Source organism: Niallia nealsonii (genome assembly GCF_002835805.1).
In the GTDB taxonomy this organism is placed as follows: Bacteria; Bacillota; Bacilli; order Bacillales; family Cytobacillaceae; genus Niallia; species Niallia nealsonii.
Map to the genome: position 1 here is coordinate 80,733 of NZ_PISE01000046.1, position 25,931 is coordinate 106,663.

At 34.0% G+C, this 25,931-nt stretch carries 23 protein-coding genes and 1 riboswitch; of the genes, 8 read left to right on the top strand and 15 right to left on the bottom strand.

The annotated features are described in order from the left end of the window. Nucleotides 1-37 precede the first annotated feature (37 nt). Nucleotides 38-673, bottom strand: a complete 636-nt coding sequence (locus CWS01_RS18795) for a DUF3993 domain-containing protein (protein ID WP_101178739.1) — start codon at nt 671-673, stop codon at nt 38-40. 135 nt (nt 674-808) lie between these two features. Then, complete coding sequence (locus CWS01_RS18800; protein ID WP_101178740.1) at nt 809-2,026, bottom strand: EAL domain-containing protein; 1,218 nt, start codon at nt 2,024-2,026, stop codon at nt 809-811. Between the two features lie 229 nt (nt 2,027-2,255). Here CWS01_RS18800 and CWS01_RS18805 point away from each other — a divergent pair, with 229 nt between their 5' ends. Continuing rightward, nucleotides 2,256-2,999, top strand: a complete 744-nt coding sequence (locus tag CWS01_RS18805; RefSeq protein WP_101178741.1) for a C39 family peptidase — start codon at nt 2,256-2,258, stop codon at nt 2,997-2,999. Nucleotides 3,000-3,154: 155 nt separating this feature from the next. Here CWS01_RS18805 and CWS01_RS18810 read toward each other — a convergent pair whose 3' ends face one another. After that, nucleotides 3,155-5,290 (bottom strand): sensor domain-containing protein, encoded by a 2,136-nt coding sequence (locus CWS01_RS18810; RefSeq protein WP_235852113.1) that lies wholly within the window; start codon nt 5,288-5,290, stop codon nt 3,155-3,157. Between the two features lie 344 nt (nt 5,291-5,634). Here CWS01_RS18810 and CWS01_RS18815 point away from each other — a divergent pair, with 344 nt between their 5' ends. Continuing rightward, complete coding sequence (locus CWS01_RS18815) at nt 5,635-6,099, top strand: YkyB family protein (protein ID WP_101178742.1); 465 nt, start codon at nt 5,635-5,637, stop codon at nt 6,097-6,099. 131 nt (nt 6,100-6,230) lie between these two features. Here the strand turns inward: CWS01_RS18815 and CWS01_RS18820 are convergent, their stop codons facing one another. Together CWS01_RS18820 and CWS01_RS18825 are read right to left on the bottom strand one after the other, a co-directional pair. Beyond that, nucleotides 6,231-7,133, bottom strand: coding sequence for a chemotaxis protein (locus CWS01_RS18820; RefSeq protein ID WP_101178743.1), 903 nt, complete (start codon nt 7,131-7,133; stop codon nt 6,231-6,233). Nucleotides 7,134-7,427: 294 nt separating this feature from the next. Continuing rightward, the gene (locus CWS01_RS18825; RefSeq protein WP_407938585.1) at nt 7,428-8,726 is read right to left on the bottom strand and encodes an MFS transporter; all 1,299 of its coding nucleotides are present in this window, start codon (nt 8,724-8,726) and stop codon (nt 7,428-7,430) included. A 342-nt stretch (nt 8,727-9,068) separates the two neighbouring features. On the opposite strand from CWS01_RS18825, the gene CWS01_RS22525 reads away from it, so the two are divergent. Then, nucleotides 9,069-9,245 carry a hypothetical protein gene (locus CWS01_RS22525; RefSeq protein ID WP_157827703.1) on the top strand — a complete coding sequence of 59 codons (177 nt, stop codon included), beginning with the start codon at nt 9,069-9,071 and terminating at the stop codon, nt 9,243-9,245. A gap of 187 nt (nt 9,246-9,432) precedes the next feature. Here CWS01_RS22525 and CWS01_RS18830 read toward each other — a convergent pair whose 3' ends face one another. The 3 genes from CWS01_RS18830 to CWS01_RS18840 form a co-directional block, all read right to left on the bottom strand. Further along, on the bottom strand, nt 9,433-10,329 hold the full coding sequence (locus tag CWS01_RS18830; protein ID WP_101178744.1) for an NAD(P)-dependent oxidoreductase: 897 nt from the start codon (nt 10,327-10,329) through the stop codon (nt 9,433-9,435). A gap of 284 nt (nt 10,330-10,613) precedes the next feature. Further along, nucleotides 10,614-12,332 carry a phosphoenolpyruvate--protein phosphotransferase gene (gene ptsP / locus CWS01_RS18835; protein WP_101178745.1) on the bottom strand — a complete coding sequence of 573 codons (1,719 nt, stop codon included), beginning with the start codon at nt 12,330-12,332 and terminating at the stop codon, nt 10,614-10,616. After that, nucleotides 12,332-12,598 carry a phosphocarrier protein HPr gene (locus CWS01_RS18840; RefSeq protein ID WP_101178746.1) on the bottom strand — a complete coding sequence of 89 codons (267 nt, stop codon included), beginning with the start codon at nt 12,596-12,598 and terminating at the stop codon, nt 12,332-12,334. Before CWS01_RS18840 ends, ptsP begins: the two co-directional genes overlap by 1 nt. 504 nt (nt 12,599-13,102) lie before the next feature. On the opposite strand from CWS01_RS18840, the gene CWS01_RS18845 reads away from it, so the two are divergent. Continuing rightward, a complete protein-coding gene (locus tag CWS01_RS18845) occupies nt 13,103-13,471 on the top strand; it encodes a PilZ domain-containing protein (protein ID WP_101178747.1) in 369 nt (122 codons plus the stop codon). 152 nt (nt 13,472-13,623) lie between these two features. Here the strand turns inward: CWS01_RS18845 and CWS01_RS18850 are convergent, their stop codons facing one another. Further along, nucleotides 13,624-13,818 carry a hypothetical protein gene (locus CWS01_RS18850; protein WP_101178748.1) on the bottom strand — a complete coding sequence of 65 codons (195 nt, stop codon included), beginning with the start codon at nt 13,816-13,818 and terminating at the stop codon, nt 13,624-13,626. A 307-nt stretch (nt 13,819-14,125) separates the two neighbouring features. On the opposite strand from CWS01_RS18850, the gene CWS01_RS18855 reads away from it, so the two are divergent. Beyond that, nucleotides 14,126-14,299 carry a YkvS family protein gene (locus tag CWS01_RS18855; protein ID WP_101178749.1) on the top strand — a complete coding sequence of 58 codons (174 nt, stop codon included), beginning with the start codon at nt 14,126-14,128 and terminating at the stop codon, nt 14,297-14,299. A gap of 239 nt (nt 14,300-14,538) precedes the next feature. On the opposite strand, the gene CWS01_RS23060 is transcribed toward CWS01_RS18855, so the two are convergent. Further along, entirely contained in the window at nt 14,539-14,643 is a 105-nt protein-coding gene (locus tag CWS01_RS23060) for a DUF6254 family protein (protein WP_235852114.1), read from the bottom strand. A 205-nt stretch (nt 14,644-14,848) separates the two neighbouring features. After that, nucleotides 14,849-14,924: riboswitch (glycine riboswitch) on the top strand. A gap of 228 nt (nt 14,925-15,152) precedes the next feature. Between CWS01_RS23060 and CWS01_RS18860 the strand changes: the two genes are divergently transcribed. Both CWS01_RS18860 and CWS01_RS18865 read left to right on the top strand, forming a co-directional pair. Continuing rightward, the gene (locus tag CWS01_RS18860) at nt 15,153-15,428 is read left to right on the top strand and encodes an ACT domain-containing protein (protein ID WP_101178750.1); all 276 of its coding nucleotides are present in this window, start codon (nt 15,153-15,155) and stop codon (nt 15,426-15,428) included. Between the two features lie 16 nt (nt 15,429-15,444). Further along, nucleotides 15,445-16,806: a PFL family protein gene (locus tag CWS01_RS18865; RefSeq protein WP_101178751.1), complete on the top strand. Its 1,362-nt coding sequence runs from the start codon at nt 15,445-15,447 to the stop codon at nt 16,804-16,806. A gap of 84 nt (nt 16,807-16,890) precedes the next feature. Here CWS01_RS18865 and CWS01_RS18870 read toward each other — a convergent pair whose 3' ends face one another. Next, nucleotides 16,891-17,925 (bottom strand): YkvI family membrane protein, encoded by a 1,035-nt coding sequence (locus CWS01_RS18870; RefSeq protein ID WP_101178752.1) that lies wholly within the window; start codon nt 17,923-17,925, stop codon nt 16,891-16,893. Between the two features lie 234 nt (nt 17,926-18,159). Here CWS01_RS18870 and CWS01_RS18875 point away from each other — a divergent pair, with 234 nt between their 5' ends. Further along, on the top strand, nt 18,160-20,304 hold the full coding sequence (locus CWS01_RS18875) for an ATP-dependent Clp protease ATP-binding subunit (protein ID WP_101178753.1): 2,145 nt from the start codon (nt 18,160-18,162) through the stop codon (nt 20,302-20,304). Between the two features lie 38 nt (nt 20,305-20,342). Here the strand turns inward: CWS01_RS18875 and cobA are convergent, their stop codons facing one another. The 4 genes from cobA to nirB form a co-directional block, all read right to left on the bottom strand. Continuing rightward, nucleotides 20,343-21,818 (bottom strand): uroporphyrinogen-III C-methyltransferase, encoded by a 1,476-nt coding sequence (cobA, locus tag CWS01_RS18880; protein ID WP_193603796.1) that lies wholly within the window; start codon nt 21,816-21,818, stop codon nt 20,343-20,345. A gap of 169 nt (nt 21,819-21,987) precedes the next feature. Then, a complete protein-coding gene (locus CWS01_RS18885; protein ID WP_101178755.1) occupies nt 21,988-22,806 on the bottom strand; it encodes a uroporphyrinogen-III synthase in 819 nt (272 codons plus the stop codon). A gap of 134 nt (nt 22,807-22,940) precedes the next feature. Beyond that, nucleotides 22,941-23,267: a nitrite reductase small subunit NirD gene (nirD, locus tag CWS01_RS18890; RefSeq protein ID WP_101178756.1), complete on the bottom strand. Its 327-nt coding sequence runs from the start codon at nt 23,265-23,267 to the stop codon at nt 22,941-22,943. A 32-nt stretch (nt 23,268-23,299) separates the two neighbouring features. Continuing rightward, entirely contained in the window at nt 23,300-25,711 is a 2,412-nt protein-coding gene (nirB, locus tag CWS01_RS18895; protein ID WP_101178765.1) for a nitrite reductase large subunit NirB, read from the bottom strand. Nucleotides 25,712-25,931: the final 220 nt, after the last annotated feature.

Sequence of the window (25,931 nt, forward strand, 5' to 3'; positions counted from 1 at the left end):
TTTCTCCAAGCCTTATTTTTGGAGAAAACTGTTTTAGTTAAAAATAAAAAAAGCTTTTTTCTTCTGCTTTTCCTTCCTTACTATAATTTCTCGCCATATTAGTCTTATCTGGATAAAAAACTAATGTACTTACATAGCTGGCCCAATATATTCCTGTCCTATCAGAAGTTTTTTTCTGATTTAAATATGCACGAATTTCATTATCCTTCCATAGTTTTGAAACTTTCCATCCATCCTTCTCTTTCCTCAATAGCAAGCCTTCATAATGCCTTTCATAAGCTGTTGGATTTTCCTCATCTTGCTCAAATAATTCATATACATAAATTACTTTTCCTTCAAAGTCAACCGTTGTTTTATCTGCAAAGTCAAAAAAAGGAATATAATATGGAGCGAAGTCACTTCCATATGTTTGATACTGATTAGAATGTCCCACTAAATTTTTTTGCAAAAATAAATTTTCATATTTACCTGTAAAATAAGGAGCTAAAACAGCATGAATTTCCTGTAAACTTCTTTTCTTCTCTGTTAAAGAGGTTTGCGCATAAAACGCATTTTTTAAAAATTGCATAACTTCTTCTTTTGAGGATAATTTTTCTGCTCCGATAGAAGGCCTAGGGCTAACAATAAAAACAAAAAGGAAACAAACAATAAAAAACGTTGCTACTTTTCTCATTTATTCATATTCTCTCCCTTTATCAATATTCAGTCTGTTTGTTCATTTTATTAGCATCAATATAGTTTTTATCTTCCCCATTGATTGATACATAAACATGCACAAAAAAACCGACTTTTAAAGTCAGTTTTTTTGTCAATTTATCAAAACACCCATTTGATCCAAAAAATTATAAGACAAATCAATAAATAAATAATCTTGATTATTCAGGGGAAAAGAATATGTGCGTACTGTTTCTCCTGTTTCAATATCACTATATAAGTCTGAAAGAATTCCTTTTTTTTCATTTCTCATTTTTATAATATTTTCTAAAAAATAAGGCCTCCAGCTCCAATTTTTATCCTTATACTCTGGCTGCAGTACCCAATGGGAATTCTCCTTAAAGATATTATCTGATTTTTGAAAACCATCCTCATCACAAACATACATGCGAAAAGCTACATGAGAAAGATCATCGGACAAATACTTAAGCAATTCTTCATAATCATTATACTTTTTATGCCTTGCTAATAATTCTTGTATATTAGTCTGTAAATTTTCCGTGAACTCAAAAATGACGGATAGTTTCTTTTTTTCATATGAAATAAATTCATGAAATTCTTTCCTTAACGTTTCTTTTTGCAATTTCCGATCAACAAACTGTTCTTCTGGATAATGCAGATAATACCCTTGGTAAAACCTCCCTCCATTTTTCCAAGCAAATTGAAGCTGATACACCATCTCAATATTTTCAAACAGCAAGGTAGCACCAATTTTTCGGGCAAGCATCGATAAGGAATATAAAACATTTTGATATGTATGTGAAGTTGATGTAGAACGTAATGCAGATAAATCGATTTTAAAAATATCTGGAGCAAGTTCCCCTATTCTATCTAAATAACCGCTATCATTTCCCATTTTATCAATAGCAATTTTAATGCCATATGTTCTATAATAGACAAGAAGATGATCCAAATGATCAGATTGGCCTTTATAATTCCTTTCTGATATTTCTAAAACAATTCGACTTAAAGCCATTCCTTTTTCCTCATAAGATAAAAGCATCTGCAAAAAACTTTCTCCATCATCTTGCATCAATAAGCCCGCATCCCTATTAATGAAAAGCATAACGTCTTTATCAAGCTCCAATGCTTTATCTAAGGCTTTTGTCAGGACAACATTGTCAACTTCCTGCTTATATTCTTCGGGTATTTCTTCATCCATAAAAAAAGGACCTAAACTTTCAAATGAACCATTTATTTGATAACGCCCTAATATTTCATATCCAATTACTGTATGCTCATCTGCACTGAATATCGCCTGAAAAAAAGGGATGACATTGTCTAAATCTGTCAAAATATCCAAAGCGTCCATATTTTGATAGCCTCCCTCTAAATAATGACTAATTATACCATAAATCTACAGAAATTCACCTGATAATAACACAATATTCTGCAATATTTGCATTCATTTTTTCTGTTTTTCTTTTTTACAACAAAAAAAAAGGATCTAAAATACGATAATGGAAAAATTGTTTTGCAATAAAAATTAGGCAAATAGACTATCCTAAATACAGGAGTCGGCATAAGGAAGAAGGCATCCTATGCACCAAGTAAAATTATTATGTGTGGCTTTAAGTTTAAGTAATCTTCCATTCGCAGGGAAAACAATTGAAAATGATGCTGTAAATGAAACAAATCACTCCTTTAAACTGGAAGAGAGCACTATGCATTCATCTATCACAGCCGCAAACGAATCAATCTTATTGAATGTCCCTTTAGTCAAACAAAATCCTGAATTAAGATATGGTTGTGAAGTAACAAGTTTAACAATGGTTTTAAATTATGCCGGAATAGAAGCATCCAAAATGGAGTTATATAAAAAAATCAAAAAGGATTCTGATCCACTTATAAAAAAACAAGGAAATATTGTAAAGTGGGGAGATCCTGCTGTAGGATTTGTTGGTGATATGACAGGGAGAAATGCTGGCTATGCTGTTTTTGATAAACCTATGGAGGATTTAGTAAATGCATACCTTCCAAACCGCGCTGTTAATCTAACTGGAAAACCTTTCACGCATCTTGAAAGTCATGTTAAAAAGGGGTTTCCTGTTGTTGTATGGACAACAGGAGATTATCGCCTTCCAGACAGGTGGGAGTCGTGGGAACATAAAGGAAAAACGATAAAAACACCACTCGACTTGCATGCGGTTGTTTTGGTCGGCTATAATAAAAACTTTGTATTCTTAAACGATCCTTTATCAGGGAGAAAAAATGTTAGAGTTGATAAACATCAATTTATTCAATCTTGGCATGCACTTAAATCAAGAGCAATAAGCTACCATTAACAAAATTTCTAAAAAATGATAATTGTTCAGATTAGACCTTATCCTGCTTGTGTAAGAAGATAAGGTCTAACCTTCTAAATCTCTGAACAAATTCCTGCTGAATAAATGCTTTTGGTTGTATCCATTATTATTTTGATTAAAATACACCCTTAAACTTATACTTCTCTCCTCTTTATATTTATGTTATTTGGAAAACTTTGATGCTTAAATAAGTGATTTATTTCCTCACTAGGCAATGGTTTGGAAAAATAAAAACCTTGTGCTTTATGACAATTAGCCTCTAATAAAAAATCGGCCTGTTCCTTCCTTTCAACTCCCTCTGCAATTACTTCCATTCCTAAATTTTGCCCTAAATGAATGATTGTAGTAGTAATAGCAGCATCTTTATCATTTTCCAAAACATCTTTTACAAAAGATTGATCTATTTTCAATACATCAATTGGAAATTGTTTTATATAACTTAAAGAGGAGTATCCTGTTCCAAAATCGTCTACCGAAATTATCACCCCAAGGTCTTTTAATCCCTTAAGAACAGGAATAGCTTCCATTGTATTTTGCATTGCCCCTTCTGTTATTTCAATTTCTAGAGAAGATGGATGAATTGAATATTTTCCCAGAGCATCTTTGACCATATCAATAAAATTCGGCTGTTGAAACTGTTTGGGCGAAATATTTACAGCAATGCGAATATCTGCACTAAACTGTTCGCTCCAATTCTTTATTTGTTTGCAAGCTGTCTCAATTACCCAATTTCCAATAGGAATGATTAATCCTGTTTCCTCTGCCAATGGAATAAAATCAGCAGGTGATATGAAACCTATTGTTGGGCTATGCCACCTTAAAAGTGCTTCAAAACTGTTGCAATTTTTGTTTTTAAGATCCACTTGCGGTTGATAATACAAGGTTAACTCCTGCCGTTGAATAGCTTTCCTTAAATTTGTTTCGAGGGATACTACATTTTTCCCTTTCATATTCATTTCAGAACGATAAAATTGATAATGGGCTTTTCCTCGCTCCTTTACTCGAAAAAGTGCTTCATCTGCATTTTTAATTAATGCTTCTGCATTATTACCATCTAAAGGAAACATGCTGATTCCAACGCTTGGAGTAATATAGTATTCTTGTGAATGAAGAGAAAAAGATTCGGTAAACCGAGACAGAATGTTTTCCGCAAGAAGGCTTGTCTCTTCCTTAGATGCCTCAATAAGCAAAATATTAAATTCATCGCCGCCTTGACGAAATACGATTGACCGGTAATCAGCAAACTCCAACAAACGTTCTGCAACTTTTATTAAAATTTGATCCCCGACAATATGTCCAAAAGTATCATTTATATATTTAAAACGATCTAGATCAATTGTCAGCAAAGCAAATTGCCTGCCTGTTTCTTTGGACTTCTTAATTTCCAGCTGCAAATCCTCTAACAGTGCTCTCCTATTATAAAGACCTGTTAATTGATCATGAAACGCTAAAAAACGAATTTTTTCAGCTGATTTTGTTTTTTCTGATACATCTTTCATCATAAGATAAATGCCACGCATTTTTTGATGGACAACGCTTGGAATCATTTTAATATGAACAGGTAAATTGCTACCTTCTCGACTTAATAAACAGTTTAGCGATTGGGAAGTTTTTGTTGCTTGGCATACAGCAAACAGCTTCTCAAATAAGGAGAAATTTGCTCCTGTGATCAAGTTAAAAATTTTTTGATCTTTAATTTGATCATAAGATCCCTCTATCATTTTTTCACCAGCAGGGTTGATTTCATGAATGCTGCCATCTAAATCAACTACAATTATTGCATCTAGATTATTTTCCACAATAGAATGATAATGCTGTTGACTTTCTATTAGTTTCTTCTGCTCTATGATTAGCTTGGTAATATCTCTTGTAACTCCAACAATAAACCTCACTTCGCCATTCTCATCAGATATAGGCGTTAAAACACATTCTCCATAATAACAATTTCCGTTTATTGTAAAATCCTCTATAAAAACATGCTCTTTTTTTTGATACAGTACCTTGCTATATGCTTCCTGAAGCCTCTCGTATACATTTTTTTCTAATACTTCTTTCATTGATTTACCAATATAGTTTAGAGGAATGGTTGTACATTTATATGCTTCTTCATTTACAAAAACATAACGAAAAATTGGCCCATCTTCTGCCTTCATGACAAAAATCCTATCTTTTATATGCTTAAACATAATTTCAAACACAATCCGCTCTAATTTGCATGATATAGCGTCTTTTTTATTTAAATGTTCTATTAGGTTATTATTTTCTTTCACTTAAACTCACCCTTATAGTCTGTGCAAAATTCTATCGTTAGCTGGCAACATTTCCTTTTCCAGTTAATTAGGCATATTTTCCACACGATGTTAAAATATATGTATATTCTTCTAGTTGGATCACACAAGGGGAACCATTTCCACCAAGTAGCTATGTTAATGAATAGGATGGATAACATATGATGACTGATTAAGTTTCTAATCTATGCTAAAGAACGGACCAAACACCATTCTTTAATAGATCTCAATATTTAGAGCGCACTTTTTAAGCCATTTCTTTTCTTTTATAAAAATAGTATAATAGCTTGTATTCTATACCTATTCTGAAAGGAGTTATCAAAGAAATGAATAGACATCAGCCATACAAAACAAATTTACAGCCAACAATCGATAATCTTACACAGGCAATTTTTGTTGTAAATCGTCACGCAAAAACAGCTACTGATCCAAAATTTCTTTATAAATTAAAACAAAATAGCTTGGAAAAGTTATTGAAAGAAGGGAAAGCAAAAAAAGTTGGGCTCCACTTCTCCAGCAACCCAAAAAATAGCCAGCAACAATCAGACATTTTAGTCGAATGCGGAAAGTACATGTTTCATTTACCTCCCACAAAACAAGATTTCCGTGACTTGCCTCATTTAGGTTCCTTACGTACTGACGTCCGAAATCCAAAATCAACTCTTTCTTTAAATCAAGCAAAAAAACTTCTCATTCATTACACAGGATTAAAAGAATCATCTCCAGACAACAATTTAAGGAGGAAAAAATACGAAAAACCTATATTTAAAAAACTCGGTGAAAGCTATTAAACTTTCACCGTATGTTTTAGTTGCTAAATTAATAAATAAGCTTTAGATAAAACAGTGCTTAGTTCAACTGTGAAAACAAATATTTTTATGTCAACATCAGCAGCTTTTTTACAATGCCACAAAGGAAAAAATTATAGTATATGTTCATCCACTAGTAAAATTAATTCAGCAATCTCCGGCTTGCTCACTTGCCCATTCGCTCCAACTCTTTGCCCTTTATGTCTTAAATCTTCTGTAATTAAAGAAGAAAAAATGATAACTGGAAGATGTGCTAATTGAGGATTATCCTTTATTCGTTTTGTTAGGTGATGCCCGTCCATTTGCGGCATTTCAATATCTGTAATGACTAATTGTACAACATCTTGGGTATTTTTATCCCCGCTTTCCTTCTCTAAATAGTTTAGCGCATCCAAACCATTTTCAAAAAATTCTATGTTGTAAAACCCTGCTTCCACTAGTGTATCTTCCAACAATTTTCTAAGCAGCGGAGAATCCTCAACAACTACTAATCGTTTGTTGCTTCGTTCCCTTTTCCCTAGTTTTTTTACTTGCTGCACATTGATGCCTGAATCTGGATTAATATCGACCAATATTTTTTCAAAATCTAATAATAAAATCATTTCTCCTGAAAATTTAATGACACCAATAATTTGACTGTCTGCACCTTGATACATCCCTGTAGGCTTTTCAATATTCTCCCAAGAAATACGATGAATTTGATTCACATGATGAACATGAAAGATAACTTTCATCTTATTAAACTCAGAAACAATAAACTTATCCTTTTCTGAGGTGCTTGAAGGCGGATAACCTAATACATTAGCTAAATTGACAACCGGCAGCACTTCTCCCCTTAACTCCATAATTCCTTCCACATATGGATGTGAGTGAGGAATTGGAATAACTGAGACTGGGTTAATAATTTCTTTTACTTTAATGACATTGATACCAAATTTATTATTGCCAACTGTAAATTCTACGATTTCCAGCTCATTTGTACCACTCTCTAATAAAATTCCTCGTTCGTTTTTCATTCTTCTACTCCCTTTTTAGAAACTTTATCCCTCATTGACGGACAGTAAGCCCCCCCGCCTAAAAGATTAGGAGAGGGATTGAAAAAAATCCTACTGATTGAAGTTTCACTTTATAGATACTATTTAAATCATTTTTCATTGCTTATTAATACCATTCTCTTGTTGATACAATAAGTGTTGCAAAATAGAAATATATACTCTTTTTATCGACTAGTTTCTATGTTTCTAAAGAAGGATTTTGTCTTTCTTTGTCAAAATTCAAGGAAATTACAAGAACATTCAACTAATTACTCACTATTCCTTAATTAAAGAATGTATATATAAGCCAATAACAGTTAATAAAATAAGAGAACCTAAAGCTATTCTGCTAGCAAGTGCACCTAAATCTGCAAAAAGGAGTGTTACTGTACCATATAAAAAAGGGCCTACTACCGAAGAAACTTTTCCTGAAAAAGCAAATAAGCCGAAAAACTGCCCTCTTTTTTTCTCTGGCGTTATTTCCACAATATAAGCTCTAGTAGTAACCCACATACTCCCTAAGGCTATTCCAAACAAGCTTCCTGCAATCCAAAACAAATACTCGCTAAAAGCAAAGGTTGCCATAACTAATGCAACTATTAGTAACACACCAACATATTTAACAGACAAGTAAGCTCCTTTATATTTTGTAATATACCCAAATACAAAGGAGCCAATAATACTCGAAACGGTAGAAACTAAATAAAGAAAAATAAATTTATCTGTACTAAATCCAACAACTGCTTTTGCATATACTGCCATCATAGCTATCGTTGTTGCAATCGCATCATTTAAGAAGAAGTAGGCTATCATAAAAAGAAAAATCTTCCTATAAGTTTTGATTTGTTTAAAGGTTTCGTAAATATCCTTATATCCAGAAAAAAAGGAGAATGACGTTTGCTTTTTGGTTGGTGCTTCTTTCATAAAGAAAAACAAAGGCAAGGAAAAAAGGAAAAATAAAAAAGCAGTAGGAAGAAAAGCTTGATGGAATTTGCCGTCTTCCACAAATAAATAGACAATTAATCCAATTAAGGTCCCTAAATACCCTACTGCAACACCAAATCCTGAGATAACTGGAATCTGCTCTTTTGTTCCTAAATCGGAAATGCTATTATCGTAAAATACTAAACTAGAATGATAAAAAAATTTAGCCAATACAAATAAAATAATAACTAGTAATAAAGACAGGGGCATTGATAAAATTGTTGTAGAAAAATTACTGTTTTTTGCTATCACTCCCATCCCAGCAGTACAAAACACTGCAAACAGCGTAAATACAATAATATATTTCTTCTTTTTTCCAGTACGATCCATCATTACACCAAATAAGGGAGAAAATATAACTAATAGAAAGCTAGCTATTGCATTAGCATAAGAAATAAACGTACTTGCCAGTTGAGTTTGCACTTCATTTGAACCAATCGTCTCTTGTAAATAAAGCGGAAAAAAAATGGTGTTAATATTAGAGGAAAAAATTGTATTTGCTGCATCATATAGAGCCCAAGATAATACAGGCAAAGAAAAATATAGAGCTAATCCTTTTTTATTGTTCTTTTTATTTAGCTGCTCTTCCATCATCATTTCTCCTTTGTTCTTCTTAATATTTTCACTCCATTTATTTATATTATTCAATTCCTTTCCTCTTCATGTGAACTTACAAAAGAAGCTTTTTTCCTCTTCATTCAAAGTATTAGCTTCTACTAAATTTCTGTTATTTTCATAATATGTAAGTTTTTAATTACTTTTTTTTAAATTAATTACTATTTTGTGAATTATATAACAATCATCTAGACGTTTTTACGCAAGCAGAATACGATACATATATAAAGCAACATTTCTAATCAACAAGTGTTTTCCCTCCCATTAACTAGGGAGAGAATGCTCTACACCATATTAAATAAAGAGAGGGGAAAAACAATGACAGGCACAGCTATTCTTTTTCATGAAGATTCATCTGTTACATTTTTAGAAAACATCGATATAACAGACTATCAATTATTGCAGACTGTAAAAAATAAACAACCGATTCTTTTACAAGCTGCAAAATTGTCCTATTTTTGTCAAGATGAAATTGATTGGGATTACGGCTACTGAATTTCCATCGATTTTTACTTTAATTAATTACGTTCTTTTTCTCCAGACTGCTCATTTACACTGATAGAGCTTTTACCGAGGCAAAAAAAGAAAATTTTTATGTAATAAACAACCTTTTCTGTTAGTCTCATACCAAAAAAAGAGAAGCAGTAGACAAATCTCACTGCTTCTCCTTTTTTAATTCGGCTTATATAGCCGAATTGCTATAGTGTTGATAATATTTATAAAGTGCTTGCGTGCCGCTTTCATCTTCTCCGAGTTTTGAAAGTCTACTGTATAAATTCTCTGCAAGCTGTAAACCAGGTGCATTCATTCCCATGAATTTTGCTTCTTCAAGAGCAATACGCATATCTTTTATAAAATGCTTAATATAAAACCCAGGCTCAAAGTCCCCTTTAATCATACGAGGAGCAAGATTACTCAAAGAGAAACTGCCTGCAGCCCCTGTAGAAATACTTTTTAGTACGGTATCTGGATTTAAGCCTGCCTTCTCAGCATAAACAATCGCTTCACAAACACCGATCATATTAGATGCAATTGCTATTTGATTACACATTTTTGTATGTTGACCTGCACCTGATTCTCCCTGATACACAATATTTGTACCTAATACTTCAAAAACTGGCGCTAATGCTTGAAAAGCAGCTTCTTCCCCACCAACCATGATGGATAATTTCCCCTCTCTAGCTCCAATATCTCCACCAGAAACAGGTGCATCTACTACGTAAATACCACGCTTTTTTCCTTCTTCAAACAGTTTTTTTGCTAAACTTGGTGTAGAAGTTGTCATATCAATCGTATAACTGCCTTTTTTAGCATGAAATAAAATACCGTTTTCTCCAAGATAAATTTCTTCTACATCAGATGGATACCCAACAATCGTAATAATAATAGTTGCTTTTTCTGCAACTTCTTTTGGCGTATCAGCCCATTTTGCACCTAAAGAAAGCAATTCTTCTGCTTTTGTTTTTGTTCTATTGTAAACAAAAACTCGATATCCTTTTGCAAGCAAATTTTTTGCCATGCTGTTTCCCATAACTCCTGTACCGACAAATCCAATTATACTATTTTCTTGTGACACCATATTACTTCACACTCCCTAATAGTAATATTTGTTTCTTTTTATGTATTCTAATTAATGATAGCATGATTCATCTTCTATGAATATGAACATTCCATAAACGAATTAATCTTAAAAAGGAATAATTTCCCTCAAAAAAAAAAAAAAAACGACTGATTATCTAAAATCAGTCGTTCAAAAAGGGGAAAATGAGAATAGCTCTAAGGCAACTTTAAAAATTGATAAGTGCCTATGCTTGTTATATTTTTACCCTTTTTTATTATAAATAAACATTATTTGTACTATTTTTATGAAAGTTTTGCAGCAGCTTTAACAGCTTCCATTACTTCTTCTGTAGTAGACATTTGTAATGCTTTTTCTGCTAACTCTTCCATTTCTGTTTTAGAAAGATGTAAGATTTGAGCTCTTGCTTTTAAGATAGATGTAGCACTCATAGAGAATTCATCTAATCCTAAACCTAACAACAATGGAATTGCTGTTTCGTCTCCAGCCATTTCTCCACACATTCCAGCCCATTTGCCTTCTTTATGTGCAGCATCAATAACCATTTTAATCAAACGTAAAATAGAAGGATTGTATGGTTGGTATAAATAAGATACTCTTTCATTCATACGGTCTGCAGCCATTGTGTATTGAATCAAATCATTTGTTCCAATACTAAAGAAGTCTACTTCTTTAGCAAATTGATCTGCAAGAACTGCTGTTGAAGGAATCTCTACCATAATTCCAAGTTCAATCTTATCTGCTACTTTTGTTCCGTTTGCAATTAAATTTGCTTTTTCTTCTTCTAAAAGCGCTTTTGCAGCACGGAATTCATTTAATGTCGCAATCATTGGGAACATGATTTTTAAATTACCGTATGAGCTTGCACGAAGCAATGCTCTTAATTGTGTACGGAAAATATCCTGCTCCTCTAAACATAAACGAATTGCACGGAAACCAAGGAATGGGTTCATTTCTTTTGGCAAGTCTAAATATGGAAGTTCTTTATCTCCACCGATATCCAATGTACGAACAACTACTGGTTTCCCTTTCATACCTTCAAGAACAGCTTTATAAGATTCGAATTGCTCATCTTCTGTTGGAAGTTGATCTCTTCCCATATATAAGAATTCTGTACGGTATAGCCCAACAGCTTCTCCGCCATTATTAATAACACCTTCTAAATCATTTGGTGTACCAATATTTGCTGCTAATTCAACATGAACTCCGTCAGCGCTAACTGTTTTTTCGTTTGCAAGTTTAGCCCATTCCGCTTTTTGCTCTTCATATTGTGCAGCTGTTTTTTCATAGCTTGCCACTACTTCTGGTGTTGGGTTAATGTGAATTTCACCTTTTAATCCATCAACAATAACTAAATCGCCATTTTGGATTTCTTCTGTTGCTTTTTTTGTTCCAACAACAGCAGGAATTTCTAATGAACGAGCCATGATTGCTGAATGTGATGTTCTTCCGCCAATATCTGTTGTAAAACCTTTAACAAACTCACGATTTAATTGAGCAGTATCAGATGGAGTTAAGTCCTCTGCCACTACTATCACTTCTTCAGAAATCATGCTTGGATTTGCTAAATGCACGCCTAATAAATGGGCAAGCACACGTTTTGTAACGTCGCGAATATCCGCTGCACGTTCTCTCATATATTCATTATCCATTGACTCAAACATAGTAATAAACATATCAGTAGTTTCTTTTAATGCAACTTCTGCATTCACAGATTCTGTTTTAATTTTGTCTTCAATAGGTGCAATTAGTTCAGGATCACTTAATACTAATAAATGGGCTTCAAAAATAGCGGCTTTATCCGCACCAAGCTCCTTGTTTGCTTTTTCGCGGATAGCGTCTAACTCACCTTTTGATTTGTTTAATGCTTCTTGAAAACGATTGATTTCATTTTCAGCATTATCAATTGTTGTTTTTTCAAATGAAAGGTTTGGTTCTACTAGACGATATGCTTTTGCAATAGCAATTCCACTGGATGCTGCGATTCCTTGTAAGAAACTCATTATTCTGCCAAGCCTTCTGTTTTTAAAGTTTCTGCTAAACCATTAATTGCATCCTGCTCATCGTTGCCCTCAGCACTAATTGAAATATCTGCCCCTTGTCCAATACCTAATGACATTACACCCATAATAGATTTAAGGTTCACTTTCTTTCCTTTATATTCCAATTGGATTTCAGAATCAAATTTGCTTGCGGCTTGTACCAAAAGTGTTGCTGGGCGAGCATGAATTCCTGTATCTGCTATAACTTTAAATTCTTTTACTATCATTAGTAAATCAAACTCCTTTTATAAAAAATTAAATAAGATGTATTGCGTAATCTTAACAGCTAAACTTAAATCCCCTTATATACTAGTCAAGATTTATTCTAACCACTAAATACTATATAATTAATCAAATACCCTTGTAAACTGCCGTTTATTTTTAATTTATGTCCTATATTTAGCTTCTCTATCAAATCTTTTCATTTGACTATTATATTTTCTTCTTATTCCCCGAAATAATGTAGGGAATTTAAAACTATTATGTAGGTTTTTAAGTTTATCTTAATAACATCTCAAAAAAAGAATAGCATTTCTTTCTTTAGGAGACAATCAAAAAATCTTTTTCAATGAAAAATAATCATTTTATATTTAACGAAGTTGTCATATATTTAAAAGAGACAACTTCGAAACTCGGCTAAACTTTTAACAAGTCGCACGTATGTAAAACAACTAAATGATTTGGTTTATTCAGCCTTTTAATAACAAAATAAAAAGCCGTGGTGAAAAGATATGAAGTATAAACGGGAAGAGCCATTTCGCTATTCATTCCCAGATCCAATTGACGGAGAGCTTACTTTAAAAAAATTAGATGATGAAACAACTTTTAATATAGGAAAAGCAACTATTAGAGATATTAGTCCAAATGGTATAAAATTTGCTTCCCATTTAGATTTACCAGTAAATGATGACCGTATTCTTTTTTATATTACCTTTTCTATCAAAAACAAAAAAATTTCCATTCCAGGCAATATTACTTGGAAGAAAAAACAATTAAATCAATATATATATGGCTATCAAGCTCAAAATGCTCAAGAAAAACAAGAAGAAATTATTGAAGAGCTAAAAGAATATGCAAAAGCTCGATTAAAAGACAACTAAGCTATTACTTTAAAGCATCTGCATGTTCTGCAAGCCCTCCACTAAAAGTTTTAGCCATTATTTTTCTTAAAAGATGGCAGTTAAATATTTTAAAATCCATGAAGAATGAAACTTCCCATTCTTCATGATGATGGTTTTATTGCAACGGCCATTTAGCTTCTTGGTGTCGATAAATAAGTATATGCCACATCTCCACCTCTTAAGGCAATTCCTCTAAAATATTTAAAGTCACTTCTTTCAATAAGTTGTTTGCGAAATTGCAGGAATTCCTCCTTTTTTATTGTAATTTGTTCTACTTCTCCATTTTTTAATTTTTCTAGCAAAAAGTGGATATCTTTCGCCTCCATATAAAATACCTCCTGGCTTTCGTGTAGAATATTGTTGATAATTGTCGACCTTTCAGAAGAAATTCAACTGTCATCTTATGGTATAATTAACCTTAATATCATTTTAGTAAAAAAGTTTCTTTTGTTAATTCATACTATTCAGTAATCAGCATAGGTGCACCAAATGTATCATATTATCATAGTATATACATATTTTAATTGTTACTGAGATTGCAAGCAATTCATATTTCTTTACGAATAAATTCTTATAGTGCAAACTATAAATACAGAATTTATATACAATTTGAATGTAAGGAGTGGAAAGCAAGTGAAAAGAGCCGAGGTTGGAAATATAATTGAGTTTAGAGGATTACAAGGTATTGTAGAAAAGGTTAATGAAAATTCTGTAATTGTCGATTTAACCTATATGGACAATTATCGTGATCTTGAATTAGAGCAAAGAACAGTTGTCAATCATAAAAACTATACAGTTATTAAATAATGCTCCAAAAAAACAGAAATATTTCTCTTTAAAATAATTGAATGTAAACGCTTTTCTCTTTATTGTTGGATAAAATATGGACTGATTTTCGTCCATCCTAATTTGCAGCGTGAAACATTTAAAAACAACTATAAAAGATTATCTGATATTTGGCGGGGATGAAAAATTCCCCGCTTCTAATGTTCCTCTTTCTTTTTATTGTTCTAATAAAAAGACTATTAGGAAAGCTTTTACAATAGCTATTCTTCCGCAAGTTCTTTTTTTGTTTTTACTTTCCCATGAGGTTTTTGCTTTTGCTTACGCACAGTCCATTCCCTCTCTTGCTCTCTCTGTGATTTAGACATCATTCATCCCCCTTTCTGTTTTTATTAGAATGAACCATTTGCTGTTTTTTTATCCTCTTTTATTCCTTTTCTAACCCCTCTTATTTTTTCACTTTTTTAAATTGTTTTTCTTTTATTATTGACCATATCAAGAAAAACTGATAACATCACTTTATATTTCATATATAAAGTTTTAGCGATGATTGTTGTGGATAAAACTATGACAGGAGCCGCTTCTGGAGAGACCGCAAAGTCGGCACCGAAGGATTCACAATCTCAGGTAAAAGGACAGAAGAGTAACATATACATACTAATTTGTAATGGTTTGTTATTCTGGATGTTGCCCTGCCTAGAAGATTGGAGATGCTCCAATCTTTTTTCATGTCCATTGTTTTATAGTAAACACATCCATTTGCAAACTCATGTACTTATATGATCTTATAACAAATAATTATACTCGGTTTGGTTAAACATAATGCTATTCTAATAAAGTTTTTAGCCAAAAAAGAAATTTAAATGAGGTGACTTTTATGCAGCAGCGTCGTGCAGTTGTAAGTGTAATCGGAAAAGATCAAGTTGGTATCATCAGCAAAGTAACAACTGTAATTTCTCAAAATAATATTAATATTCTCGATATTAGCCAAACTATACTGCAAGATTTTTTTACAATGATGATGCTTGTAGACATTACAAATAATGGAAATTTAGATGAATTGCGCAGTCAATTTGACACACTTGGCAGTGAACTTCAATTAAAGATCAATATTCAGCTAGAAGAAATTTTTCAATCTATGCACCGCGTATAAGAAAGGAGGATATTAAATGAAGATAGCATTAAACGAAATGATGGAAACCATAAACATGGTTCAAATGGAAAACCTTGATATCCGGACTGTTACCATGGGAATTAGTTTATATGATTGCGCAGATTCTGATTTCCATAAAATGAATGCTGCCGTCTATAAAAAAATTACTACATATGCAAACAATTTAACAGCTGTAGCAGAAGCCGTTGAAAAAGAATACGGAATTCCCATCATCAATAAACGCATATCGATTACACCAATTGCAGAAATTCTAGGACATGCGACAGTCGAACAAGCAATCGAATTGGCAAAAACTTTAGATAAAGCAGCAAAGGATTTAAATGTTGACTTTATTGGGGGATATTCTGCGCTTGTTCATAAAGGCATATCAAAAGCAGACCAAACCCTTTTAGATGCATTGCCAGAAGCGTTAACAGTTACAGATAGAGTTTGTGCTTCTGTTTCTGTTGCGACAACAAGAACTGGTATTAATATGGATGCAGTTAAACAAATGGGAATCATTATTAAAGAAGCAGCAGAAAAAACAAAAGATACCAATGGATTGGCTTGTGCTAAACTTGTTGTTTTCTGCAACCCTGTTGAAGATAACCCTTTTATGGCTGGGGCATTTCATGGTGCCGGTGAAGGCGAAGTTGTCATTAATGTCGGAGTGAGCGGTCCTGGAGTTGTCTTAAATGCACTAAAAAAATACCCAGAAGCAGATCTAGGAGAAGTTTCTGATATCATCAAAAAAACAACCTTTAAAATTACTCGTGCAGGCGAATTAATCGGCCGCGTTGTTGCGGAGAGGCTAGAAGTTCCTTTTGGAATTATGGATCTTTCTCTTGCTCCAACAAACGCCATTAATGACAGTGTTGCAGAGATTTTAGAAGAAATCGGCTTAGAGCGTGTTGGAACACACGGTACAATTGCTGCACTTGCCCTAATGAATGATGCTGTCAAAAAAGGAGGAGCGATGGCTAGTTCTTATGTTGGTGGTTTAAGCGGTGCCTTTATTCCTGTAAGTGAAGACAATGGCATGATTCGTGGCATAACAGATAACAGCTTAACTTTATCAAAATTAGAAGCAATGACATGTGTATGCTCTGTTGGGCTTGATATGATTGCCCTGACTGGTGATGTAACAGCTGCAACTTTGTCTGCTATAATAGCTGATGAAGCAGCAATCGGCATGATTAATAAAAAAACAACCGCTGTACGTGTTATTCCTGTTCCAGGAAGAACTGAAGGCGAAATGGTTGAATTTGGCGGATTATTAGGACGTGCTCCAGTTATGGGAGTAAACCCTTTTAGTTCAGCTAAATTAATTGACCGAGGCGGACGTATCCCTTCACCACTGCAAGCACTCATTAACTAAAATACATGAAAGAGAAGCATCTTACATTTCTTTCTTTAGGGTGCTTCTCTTCTTTTGTCTGTTTTTTTTATGTATAGTTAAGACTTAAGTTTCCGGAATAGGCTTTACCATTAATAGCAGAAGAAAAACTAAACTGATATATCCAAATAATGGATACAACCAAGAAAGCAACGTTCCATAGTGTATAAAGCTGATTGCATACGAAATAAAAAAAATAAAGGCAATAATAAAAATACTCGGAAGTCTAATATATCCTCTTAATTGCCGTTCTAATCCATAAACATTGCCAATAACAGATGTGAATATTTCTCCATAAATCACTAGAATATAAATCCAAGAAAGATTTGGAGCAAGTGTCCTCATAATAGTCGCCATAGGTATCGCGTAACGATCGACATCCTCTAGCATAATAAGAGTAAAATGACTGGAAATTAAAATAAGCATTAAGGCAAATCCACCTAAAATCCCACCCCATTTCACTGTATCTTCATCCCCTATTTCAGATGCGGCAGGTACTAATACAGCAATAGCCAACGATAAATTTAGCGCTGTATAAGAAAATGGAGAAGCAAAAGCCTTCAAACTACTATTTTTATCGATCAGTATATGGGAAACAAAATCAGGCATTTGTACAGTGTAGAAAAACAAAATAAAACTAAAACTAATCATGATAGGCACGACAAATGTATTAACAGCAAATAATCCTTTCATGCCTACCGTCATCACAAGGATCGATAAAATGATTGTGAAAATAACGCCAGTTGCTTTAGAAAAACCTAGTTGTTCTTCAAAAACTGCCCCAGCACCAGACAGCATGACTGCACAAACACCAATCAGCATAATAAGCATAATGATATTAATCAATGTCCCCATCCATCTTCCAAATAAAAAAATAGTGAACTCTTGATAAGATTTTGCTTTTATTTTTACAGAAATTCTCATTAATTTTGATCCAAAATAACTAAAGATAACGCCGCTGATTAAAATGCCAATGAGTCCGATAAAGCCAAACTGAGAAAAAAATTCTACTATTTCTTTTCCTGTAGCAAAACCGGCACCAACGACTGTTCCAACGTATACAGCGGCTAATTGAAAGGCTGCGCTCCATTTATTTTTCACTTCAGTCCCTCCTTCTTTTAACTATATGTTGGAGAGGACAAACAAAGACGAGCTTTTTTGTTGATTAATTCTGATTTTTTTTACATAATAGAACAAAGATTTCAGGGAAGTTCGTTTTTCTTCCCAATAATTCTACAATTTTCCACAAGCAAAAAGGTTGAAGATCGAAAAAGGTCAAAGTATAATAACATCATAAAGGTCAAAATTGATCAAACTCAAAAGGAGGAACTATTTATGAAATGTCAAATTTGTCAAGAAAACAACGCAAACGTGAGTCTACAATTCTTTACAAACAATGAAAGTCATCAATTGAACATTTGCCATAGTTGTTATCAAAAAGAAAAACAAAAAATGACATCTAATTCTAACGGCATGTTTTTCCAACCCTCCCCTTTTGATGAGATATTCAAGTCATTTAATCAAAATCCATCAGGGGCAATGAAGTCAGCTAACCAAGCTCCTTCCACTAATAAAGGCATTTTAGATAATTACGGCAAAAATTTAAACCATCTAGCTAATGCTGGATTAATAGATCCTGTAATAGGTAGAGAAAATGAAATAGAACGAGTTATTGAAATACTAAATAGAAGAAATAAAAATAATCCTGTTTTAATTGGTGAGCCTGGTGTCGGAAAAACGGCTATTGCTGAAGGGTTAGCATTAAAAATTGTGGAAGGCTCTGTACCAAAAAAATTAAAGAATAAAGAAATCTATTTATTAGATGTAGCATCACTTGTAACAAACACAGGTATTCGCGGACAATTTGAAGAAAGAATGAAACAAATTATCCAAGAAATTCAAGAAAGAAAAAATGTCATTGTATTTATCGATGAAATCCATCAGCTTGTGGGGGCAGGATCTGCAGAAGGGTCTATGGATGCAGGAAATATTTTAAAACCTGCTTTAGCCCGCGGAGAACTTCATATCATTGGAGCAACTACGTTAAAGGAATATCGTCAAATCGAAAAGGATGCGGCCTTAGAGCGCAGATTCCAGCCTATCCAGGTTGCAGAGCCATCTATATCATCTGCAATTGCTATCTTAAATGGCATTAAAGATAAATATGAAAAATTCCATGAAGTCACTTATACAGAGGAAGCAATAGCGGCTTGTGTAGAGCTTTCTCATCGTTATATCCAAGACCGATTCTTGCCAGATAAAGCCATTGATTTATTGGATGAAGCGGGCTCAAAAATGAATCTTGCATCTAATTACACCAATACAGAAAAAATTGAAAATAGATTAGCAAACATTGCCAAAGAAAAAGAAGCGGCTTTAAAAGAAGAAAATTATGAGCACGCGGCATTACTGCGCAAAGAAGAACAGCAGCTAGAAAAGGCTTTAAACAATCCTAATACAGAAGATAAACCAGTTGTTAACAGCACTTTAATTCAAGAATTAATTGAAAAGAAAACAGGGATTCCAGTGGGTAAATTACAGCAGGATGAACAGCAGAAAATGAAAAATTTAGCAGAACATCTTGCGGCAAAAGTCATTGGCCAAAATGAGGCAGTTATAAAAGTCTCCAAAGCAATTAAACGAAGCCGCGCTGGTTTAAAAGCAAAAAATAGACCTATTGGGAGCTTCCTATTTGTTGGACCGACTGGTGTTGGGAAAACAGAACTAACAAAAACTTTAGCAGAAGAATTATTTGGCACAAAAGACAGCATGATTCGCCTAGATATGAGCGAATATATGGAAAAACACAGCATTGCAAAAATTATTGGTTCTCCTCCAGGATATGTAGGACATGAAGAAGCGGGACAACTGACAGAAAAGGTAAGAAGAAATCCTTACAGCATTATCTTACTCGATGAAGTTGAAAAAGCCCATCCGGATGTTCAATCGATTTTCTTGCAAATTTTAGAGGATGGAAGATTAACAGACAGTCAAGGGCGTACAGTCAGCTTTAAAGATTCTGTTATCATTATGACAAGCAATGCAGGAGTAGGCCATAAAAACATTGTGGTTGGATTTGAAAAAAATGCCGCAATGGAAGAAAGCAATTTACTGCAGTCATTGGGCAGTTTCTTTAAACCGGAGTTTTTAAACCGATTTGATGCAATTATTGAATTTAAGTCTTTAGAGAAACCGCATCTTTTACAAATAACTGATTTATTATTAACAGAGTTAAAAGAAACAGTAAAAGAGCAGCAGATTACGCTTCATATTACAGAAGATGTAAAAGAAAAACTAGTGGCATTAGGAACACATCCAAGCTTTGGTGCTCGTCCATTAAGACGCGCCATTCAAGAACATCTTGAAGATCATTTAGCTGACTTTATTTTAGACAAACAAGATGCGACAGATTTAACAGCAAAAATAGAAGATGGAAACATCGTCATTGTCGAAACAAAAGCAGAAACTATCAATCAATAAAAAATAAGCATCCAATCGAGGTGATTGGATGCTTATTTTTATATCTTCATTAATTCTTTTTCTGATGCTAAACAGTGAATTAGGGATTCAACAGTAGGTTTTTCCGGCATTCTATGTGTGCGTATTCCGTACATTTCAGCCATTTCTTTCGTTTTCATCCCCATCGACACAACGTTTTTTACATTATCCACTAAAGATTCTAAGCCAAACTTGCTTGCCTCGTTTAGAAAAACTTGGACTGAATAGCTGCTCGGAAATAATAAAGTATCGAGCTGTGCTTCCTCTAACTGTCGCTTCATAATATCCTCAAATTTTGTATCGGCCGTCTTTTTGCTTGTAATAAAAAGGTCGCATTTTCCATATTGAACAGTATACAAAGGTTCTTCCTCTTTTATTTGGTTATCTCCCACAATAAGCAATTTGCCTTCCTGCTTCATTTCTGTACAAAGAAATGAAGCAAATCCTTTTGATTCTAACGCTCTTATCGTTTTACTAGATAGCCCATAAAGGACTCCTCTTAAGGAACGAACATCTATTTTATTCTCTGCTAGAATCGCAAAAAAATCATAAACTGCTTCTGATGAAGTAAAGAGTATCTTTTCATACACGTCTATATTTTTTATTGTGTTTTTATCAACAGCTGCTTTTTCTTTTTTCCATTTAGGAAACTCTATTACATCTGCGCCCTTTTCTTTTAATTCTCTTGCTAATTTACTTTCTTCTGTTCCCGTTCTGACAAGCATTATTTGCCTGCCAAACAATGCTTTTTTCTCAAACCAGCTGATTTTTTCTCTTATGGCAACTACTTCTCCTACCAGGGTAATGGCTGGATTGGTAATCTGCGCCTGCTCTGCAAGCTGCGGGATAGTAGCCAATGTTCCTTGCACGCTTTTTTGTCTCCCCCATGTTCCCCATTGAATAAGAATAACAGGTGTATCCGGTGATTTGCCGTGATTTATTAAATTCTCGCAAATATAATAAAGATTTTTTACTCCCATATAAAAAGCCATCGTTTGGACGCTATTGACCAATCCTTGCCAATCAATATCAGGTTTCCCATTCGGCGTTTTATCATGTGCGGTTACAATAGCAAACGACCCAGCATAATCCCGATGTGTCACAGGTATGCCTGCATAAAGAGGTGCTGCTATTCCAGAGGTGATGCCTGGCACCATTTCAAACTCAATACCATGTTCACTTACAGATAACGCCTCTTCTCCCACTCTCCCAAATATGCTTGGATCCCCGCCTTTAAGACGGACAACGATTTTCCCTTCTAATGCTTTTTCCACTAATAGACGATTGATTACTTCTTGTTTTAAAAAATGCCGATGTGGAAGTTTTCCACAATAGATAAATTCACATCCTGCATGTGCATGTTCTAATAAAGTTGGATTAATAAGGCGGTCATAAAGAATTACATCTGCCCGTTTGATGGCCTCAAGCCCTTTTACTGTAATTAAATCCCCATCTCCTGGGCCCGCTCCTACTAAATAAACTTTTCCCTTTTGCATCTGCAGTCATCCTCTCTATCATTCAGGCAAATTTCTTTTTTCGTTATGTGTTAATAAATATAGTAAATAAAACAATTTTTGGTTCATTTGAGCTAAATGAACCAAAAATCAATAGAGTTCAATTCCTTAAAGCATTGGCCTTTTGCTCGTTATCCTTTAGTCCCGCTTATCAACTAATTTGAGCGTCATTTTTATAAAAGTGTTCAAGCGCTACAATCGCACTGCCCATTCTTTCTTCTTTCGGAATCACTAGCCTCTTTACACCCTCATCCCGCAACGCAGCTGCTGTTACCTTTCCAACCGCAACAGCTACCACATTATTTTCAAAAGCTTCCAATAATTCATTATATATTTTCTTCTCTCTTGCATAGGAGAATAAAAATCTCGCTTGTGGCGTACTAGTAAAATTAACTGCATCTACTTTATTCGTTAAAATTTCTTCTACAAGCTGCTCCAACACTTCTGCTTGTGGCGGTATATGCTTATATGGAAGAATTTCTTTAAACTCTGCTTGCTGTTCCTGCAAATATTCGATTAATTTCGGCGCAGGATCTCCATGCAGCTGCAATGCTACTTTACATTCTTTTAAATCAAAAGGCGCAAAGGACCTTATTAATCCAACCGTACTGCCATCATCATCCCGTACATCTGGGGTGATGTTAAGCTTTTTTAGCATATTAACCGTTTTATATCCTCTTGCCGCAACTCTAGACTGTTGAATGGTTTGAATAAATGTCTCTCCCATCCCCATTTTTTCTGCGGTTTTATATAAAGTTTCTGTCCCTACTCCAGTTGTAAAAATAAACCAGTCGTAATTTCCTGCTAATAATGTTTTTATATCTTCTTCCAAATTACTGTCATCTAAAAAAGTCGTTCCTTGTGTAGGACGTGATAGTGGAATCCCGCCTAAATTGCTTACTAATTTACTAAGTTCTTCCACTTTTCGTTGTCCTGCTAAAGCAATTCTTTTTCCTTCTAGTCGTTTCAATTGCTTATTCCTCCAAATCCATATGTTATAAATTTACTATATCATTTTATTGATAGAAAAAGGATATGAATTTTTTGGTTTTAGCGTTACTGCTATTTATTAATAGATTCACTGTTTTAATGGAGTTTATACTGTTAATCTTCTATTAAAAGATAAACAGTATCCCCTTCCACAGCTGTTTTGTATGTTTTTACACATCCTGTATCAGGTTCTTGTACTTTGCCATCCTCTAAACATATTTTCCAGTCATGCATCGGACAAAATACATGGTCTCCACTTACGATGCCTTCTGTTAAAACCCCGCCTTTATGTGGACAGCGATTTTCAATTGCTCTAATTGAACCCCCAGATAATCTGAACACCGCAATTTCTTTATCCTTATAGCGAACTGTCTTCCCTAAGCTTTTCGGAAGATCTTCTATTTTTCCTACAACCATTTTTGTTAATTCTTTATTTACCATAGTATTTTCCCCCTTTTGATGTATGGATAGGATTAAGACATTACGACGTTTGCAAATAATTCTTTTGTCGTCTTTTCACTTTCAACAATTTCTTTCCAAGGATCTTTGTACACAGACAATGTCTCTTCCATTCTTGCTGTTAATTCTTTGCGCTTTTGTTTATCATCCAGTATCGATTGGACATGTGCCAAACCAACACGATCAATCCATGCAGACGTTCTTTCTAAATAATTAGCTGTTTCGCGGTAATACTGTAAATAAGCTGCTGTTACTTCCATTACTTCTTCTTCTGTTTGAACTTTATATAATAAGTCTCCGCCGCGTACATGAGTACCGCCGTTTCCGCCAACATAAATTTCCCAGCCTCCATCAATGCCAATAAAGCCAATATCTTTAAAGCCAGACTCTGCACAGCTTCTCGGACAAGCGGATACAGCCATTTTCACTTTATGCGGTGTTTGCAATCCTTCAAATTTCTGTTCTAAACGAATACCCAGTCCCATAGAATCTTGTGTGCCAAATCGGCAGAATTGCTCGCCTACACATGTTTTAACTGTACGCAATGATTTTCCGTAAGCAAATCCTGAAGGCATATCTAAATCGCCCCACACTTTCGGCAAATCTTCTTTTTTCACACCAATTAAGTCAATACGCTGACCGCCAGTCAACTTTACTAAAGGAATTTCATACTTGTCTACTACATCTGCAATTGTTCTTAAATCATTTGCATTTGTTACACCACCATACATTCTTGGCACAACAGAGTATGTTCCATCTTTTTGGATATTTGCATGCATCCGTTCATTTACAAAACGAGAATCTCTTTCGTCTTTATATTCAATCGGATTAATCATTGCTAAATAATAGTTAAGTGCTGGACGGCATTTAGAACAACCTTCTTCGCTCTTCCATCCTAGAACATTCATTACTTCTCTTGTATGTTTTAAGCCTTTTGCTTTGATTTCTTCGACTACTTCATCTCTTGAAAGAGTGGTACAGCTACAGATTGCTTCTTTTTGCTGTGATGCGTCAAAATCAGAACCAAGTGTGTGCTGCAATAATTCTCCAACAAGCCCTTTACATCCACCACAAGATCTTGAAGCACTTGTACATGCTTTAATTTCATCAACAGAAGTGCAGCCTCCTTGAATAGCTTCAACAATGGTTCCTTTCGATACCCCATTGCATCCGCAAATAATTTCATCTGCACCCATGCTTGCAACTAAACTCACTCCAGCGTCTTCCCCAATTGGCTGTAAAATCGTAATTTTTTCCGTATCAGAGATATCCGCTTCTTTTTGTATCATCGAGAACAAACGATTTCCTTCTTTGCTGTCCCCAAACAGCACTGCTCCAACAATTTTACTTCCGCGAAGGACAATCTTTTTATAGACTCCATCTTGTTCATCAAATACTTTAATCGCTTTTTTATCTGAATCTTCAGTAAAATCACCCGCTGAAAATACTTCTACACCAGATACTTTTAATTGTGTTGATAAAACAGATCCTTCATATGGTTTTGTGTCTGTCCCGCATAAATGGCTTGCCAACACTTTTGCTTGCTCATAAAGTGGTGCCACTAATCCGTATGGTATTCCTCTATGTTCTGCACATTCTCCAACAGAATAAATATGTGGAGTTTCTGTTTGCAAGTAATCATTTACAATTATTCCACGATTTACTGCAATATTGCTCGCTTTTGCTAATTCGATATTTGGTTTAATTCCAACTGCCATTACTACTAAATCAGCGTCTAGAGTAGTGCCATCTTTAAACTTTAAGCCAGCTACTCTTTCCTCTCCTAAAAATTGTTCTGTTTGTGTTTCTAATAAAAATTTCATTCCTTGTTTTTCTAATTCTTGCTGTAATAGCTTTCCTGCAGTTGGATCAAGCTGACGTTCCATTAAAAATGGAGCAAGGTGGATAACTGTTACATCCATTCCTAAATTAAGTAACCCTCTTGCCGCTTCTAATCCGAGTAATCCCCCACCGATAACTGCAGCTTTTTTATATTTCTGTGAAGCTTCTAACATAATATCTGTATCTTTTATATCACGGAATGCTGTTACCCCTTCTTTTTCTGCCCCAGGAATTGGAAGCATAAATGGCACGGAACCTGTTGCTAAAATCAATTCATCATATTCTTCTACTCTTCCACTATCTGTAATAACTCTTTTGTTCTCTGTATCTACATTTGTTACCGTTTCACCAGTATGTAATGTAATATTGTTATTTTTATACCAATCCCAATCATTTAAGGTAATATCACTAAGCTTTGTATCTCCTTGTAAAACTTTTGATAATAAAATTCTATTATAATTTGGATGTGGCTCACTTCCAAAGATAGTAATCTCAAACTCATCTTTTGAAATTTTTAATACTTCTTCAATTGCTCTTACCCCTGCCATTCCATTTCCAACAAGAATCAATTTCTTTTTATTCACCATAATTCCTCCCCCAAGAAGTTTCCTCTACTTTAACACAGAGAAAAGATGTTTTTAATATACTTGTTATATTTTCTGACACACTTTTTTATATATTCAAAATAATTATTTTTATCTAAAAACTCAAAAACCTTTTAACAAAAGGATTGTATACCCTTTCATCAAAACACTTTTTTTTGAAGAACTATTCTACTTTTTTATCCATTATAAAAAGCGTTTC

Excerpts from the sequence above, each read along its gene's own strand:
- CWS01_RS23060 (WP_235852114.1), bottom strand. The coding sequence starts at position 14,643 with ATGTCTAAATCACAGAGAGAGCAAGAGAGGGAATGGACTGTGCGTAAG.
- ptsP (WP_101178745.1), bottom strand. The coding sequence starts at position 12,332 with ATGAGTTTCTTACAAGGAATCGCAGCATCCAGTGGAATTGCTATTGCA.
- CWS01_RS18830 (WP_101178744.1), bottom strand. The coding sequence starts at position 10,329 with ATGGTGTCACAAGAAAATAGTATAATTGGATTTGTCGGTACAGGAGTT.
- CWS01_RS18875 (WP_101178753.1), top strand. The coding sequence starts at position 18,160 with ATGAAATGTCAAATTTGTCAAGAAAACAACGCAAACGTGAGTCTACAA.
- CWS01_RS18815 (WP_101178742.1), top strand. The coding sequence starts at position 5,635 with ATGAATAGACATCAGCCATACAAAACAAATTTACAGCCAACAATCGAT.
- cobA (WP_193603796.1), bottom strand. The coding sequence starts at position 21,818 with ATGCAAAAGGGAAAAGTTTATTTAGTAGGAGCGGGCCCAGGAGATGGG.
- CWS01_RS18860 (WP_101178750.1), top strand. The coding sequence starts at position 15,153 with ATGCAGCAGCGTCGTGCAGTTGTAAGTGTAATCGGAAAAGATCAAGTT.
- CWS01_RS18800 (WP_101178740.1), bottom strand. The coding sequence starts at position 2,026 with ATGGACGCTTTGGATATTTTGACAGATTTAGACAATGTCATCCCTTTT.
- CWS01_RS18840 (WP_101178746.1), bottom strand. The coding sequence starts at position 12,598 with ATGATAGTAAAAGAATTTAAAGTTATAGCAGATACAGGAATTCATGCT.
- CWS01_RS18805 (WP_101178741.1), top strand. The coding sequence starts at position 2,256 with ATGCACCAAGTAAAATTATTATGTGTGGCTTTAAGTTTAAGTAATCTT.
- CWS01_RS18795 (WP_101178739.1), bottom strand. The coding sequence starts at position 673 with ATGAGAAAAGTAGCAACGTTTTTTATTGTTTGTTTCCTTTTTGTTTTT.
- CWS01_RS18820 (WP_101178743.1), bottom strand. The coding sequence starts at position 7,133 with ATGAAAAACGAACGAGGAATTTTATTAGAGAGTGGTACAAATGAGCTG.
- CWS01_RS18845 (WP_101178747.1), top strand. The coding sequence starts at position 13,103 with ATGAAGTATAAACGGGAAGAGCCATTTCGCTATTCATTCCCAGATCCA.
- nirD (WP_101178756.1), bottom strand. The coding sequence starts at position 23,267 with ATGGTAAATAAAGAATTAACAAAAATGGTTGTAGGAAAAATAGAAGAT.
- CWS01_RS18865 (WP_101178751.1), top strand. The coding sequence starts at position 15,445 with ATGAAGATAGCATTAAACGAAATGATGGAAACCATAAACATGGTTCAA.
- CWS01_RS18825 (WP_407938585.1), bottom strand. The coding sequence starts at position 8,726 with ATGGAAGAGCAGCTAAATAAAAAGAACAATAAAAAAGGATTAGCTCTA.
- CWS01_RS18850 (WP_101178748.1), bottom strand. The coding sequence starts at position 13,818 with ATGGAGGCGAAAGATATCCACTTTTTGCTAGAAAAATTAAAAAATGGA.
- CWS01_RS22525 (WP_157827703.1), top strand. The coding sequence starts at position 9,069 with ATGACAGGCACAGCTATTCTTTTTCATGAAGATTCATCTGTTACATTT.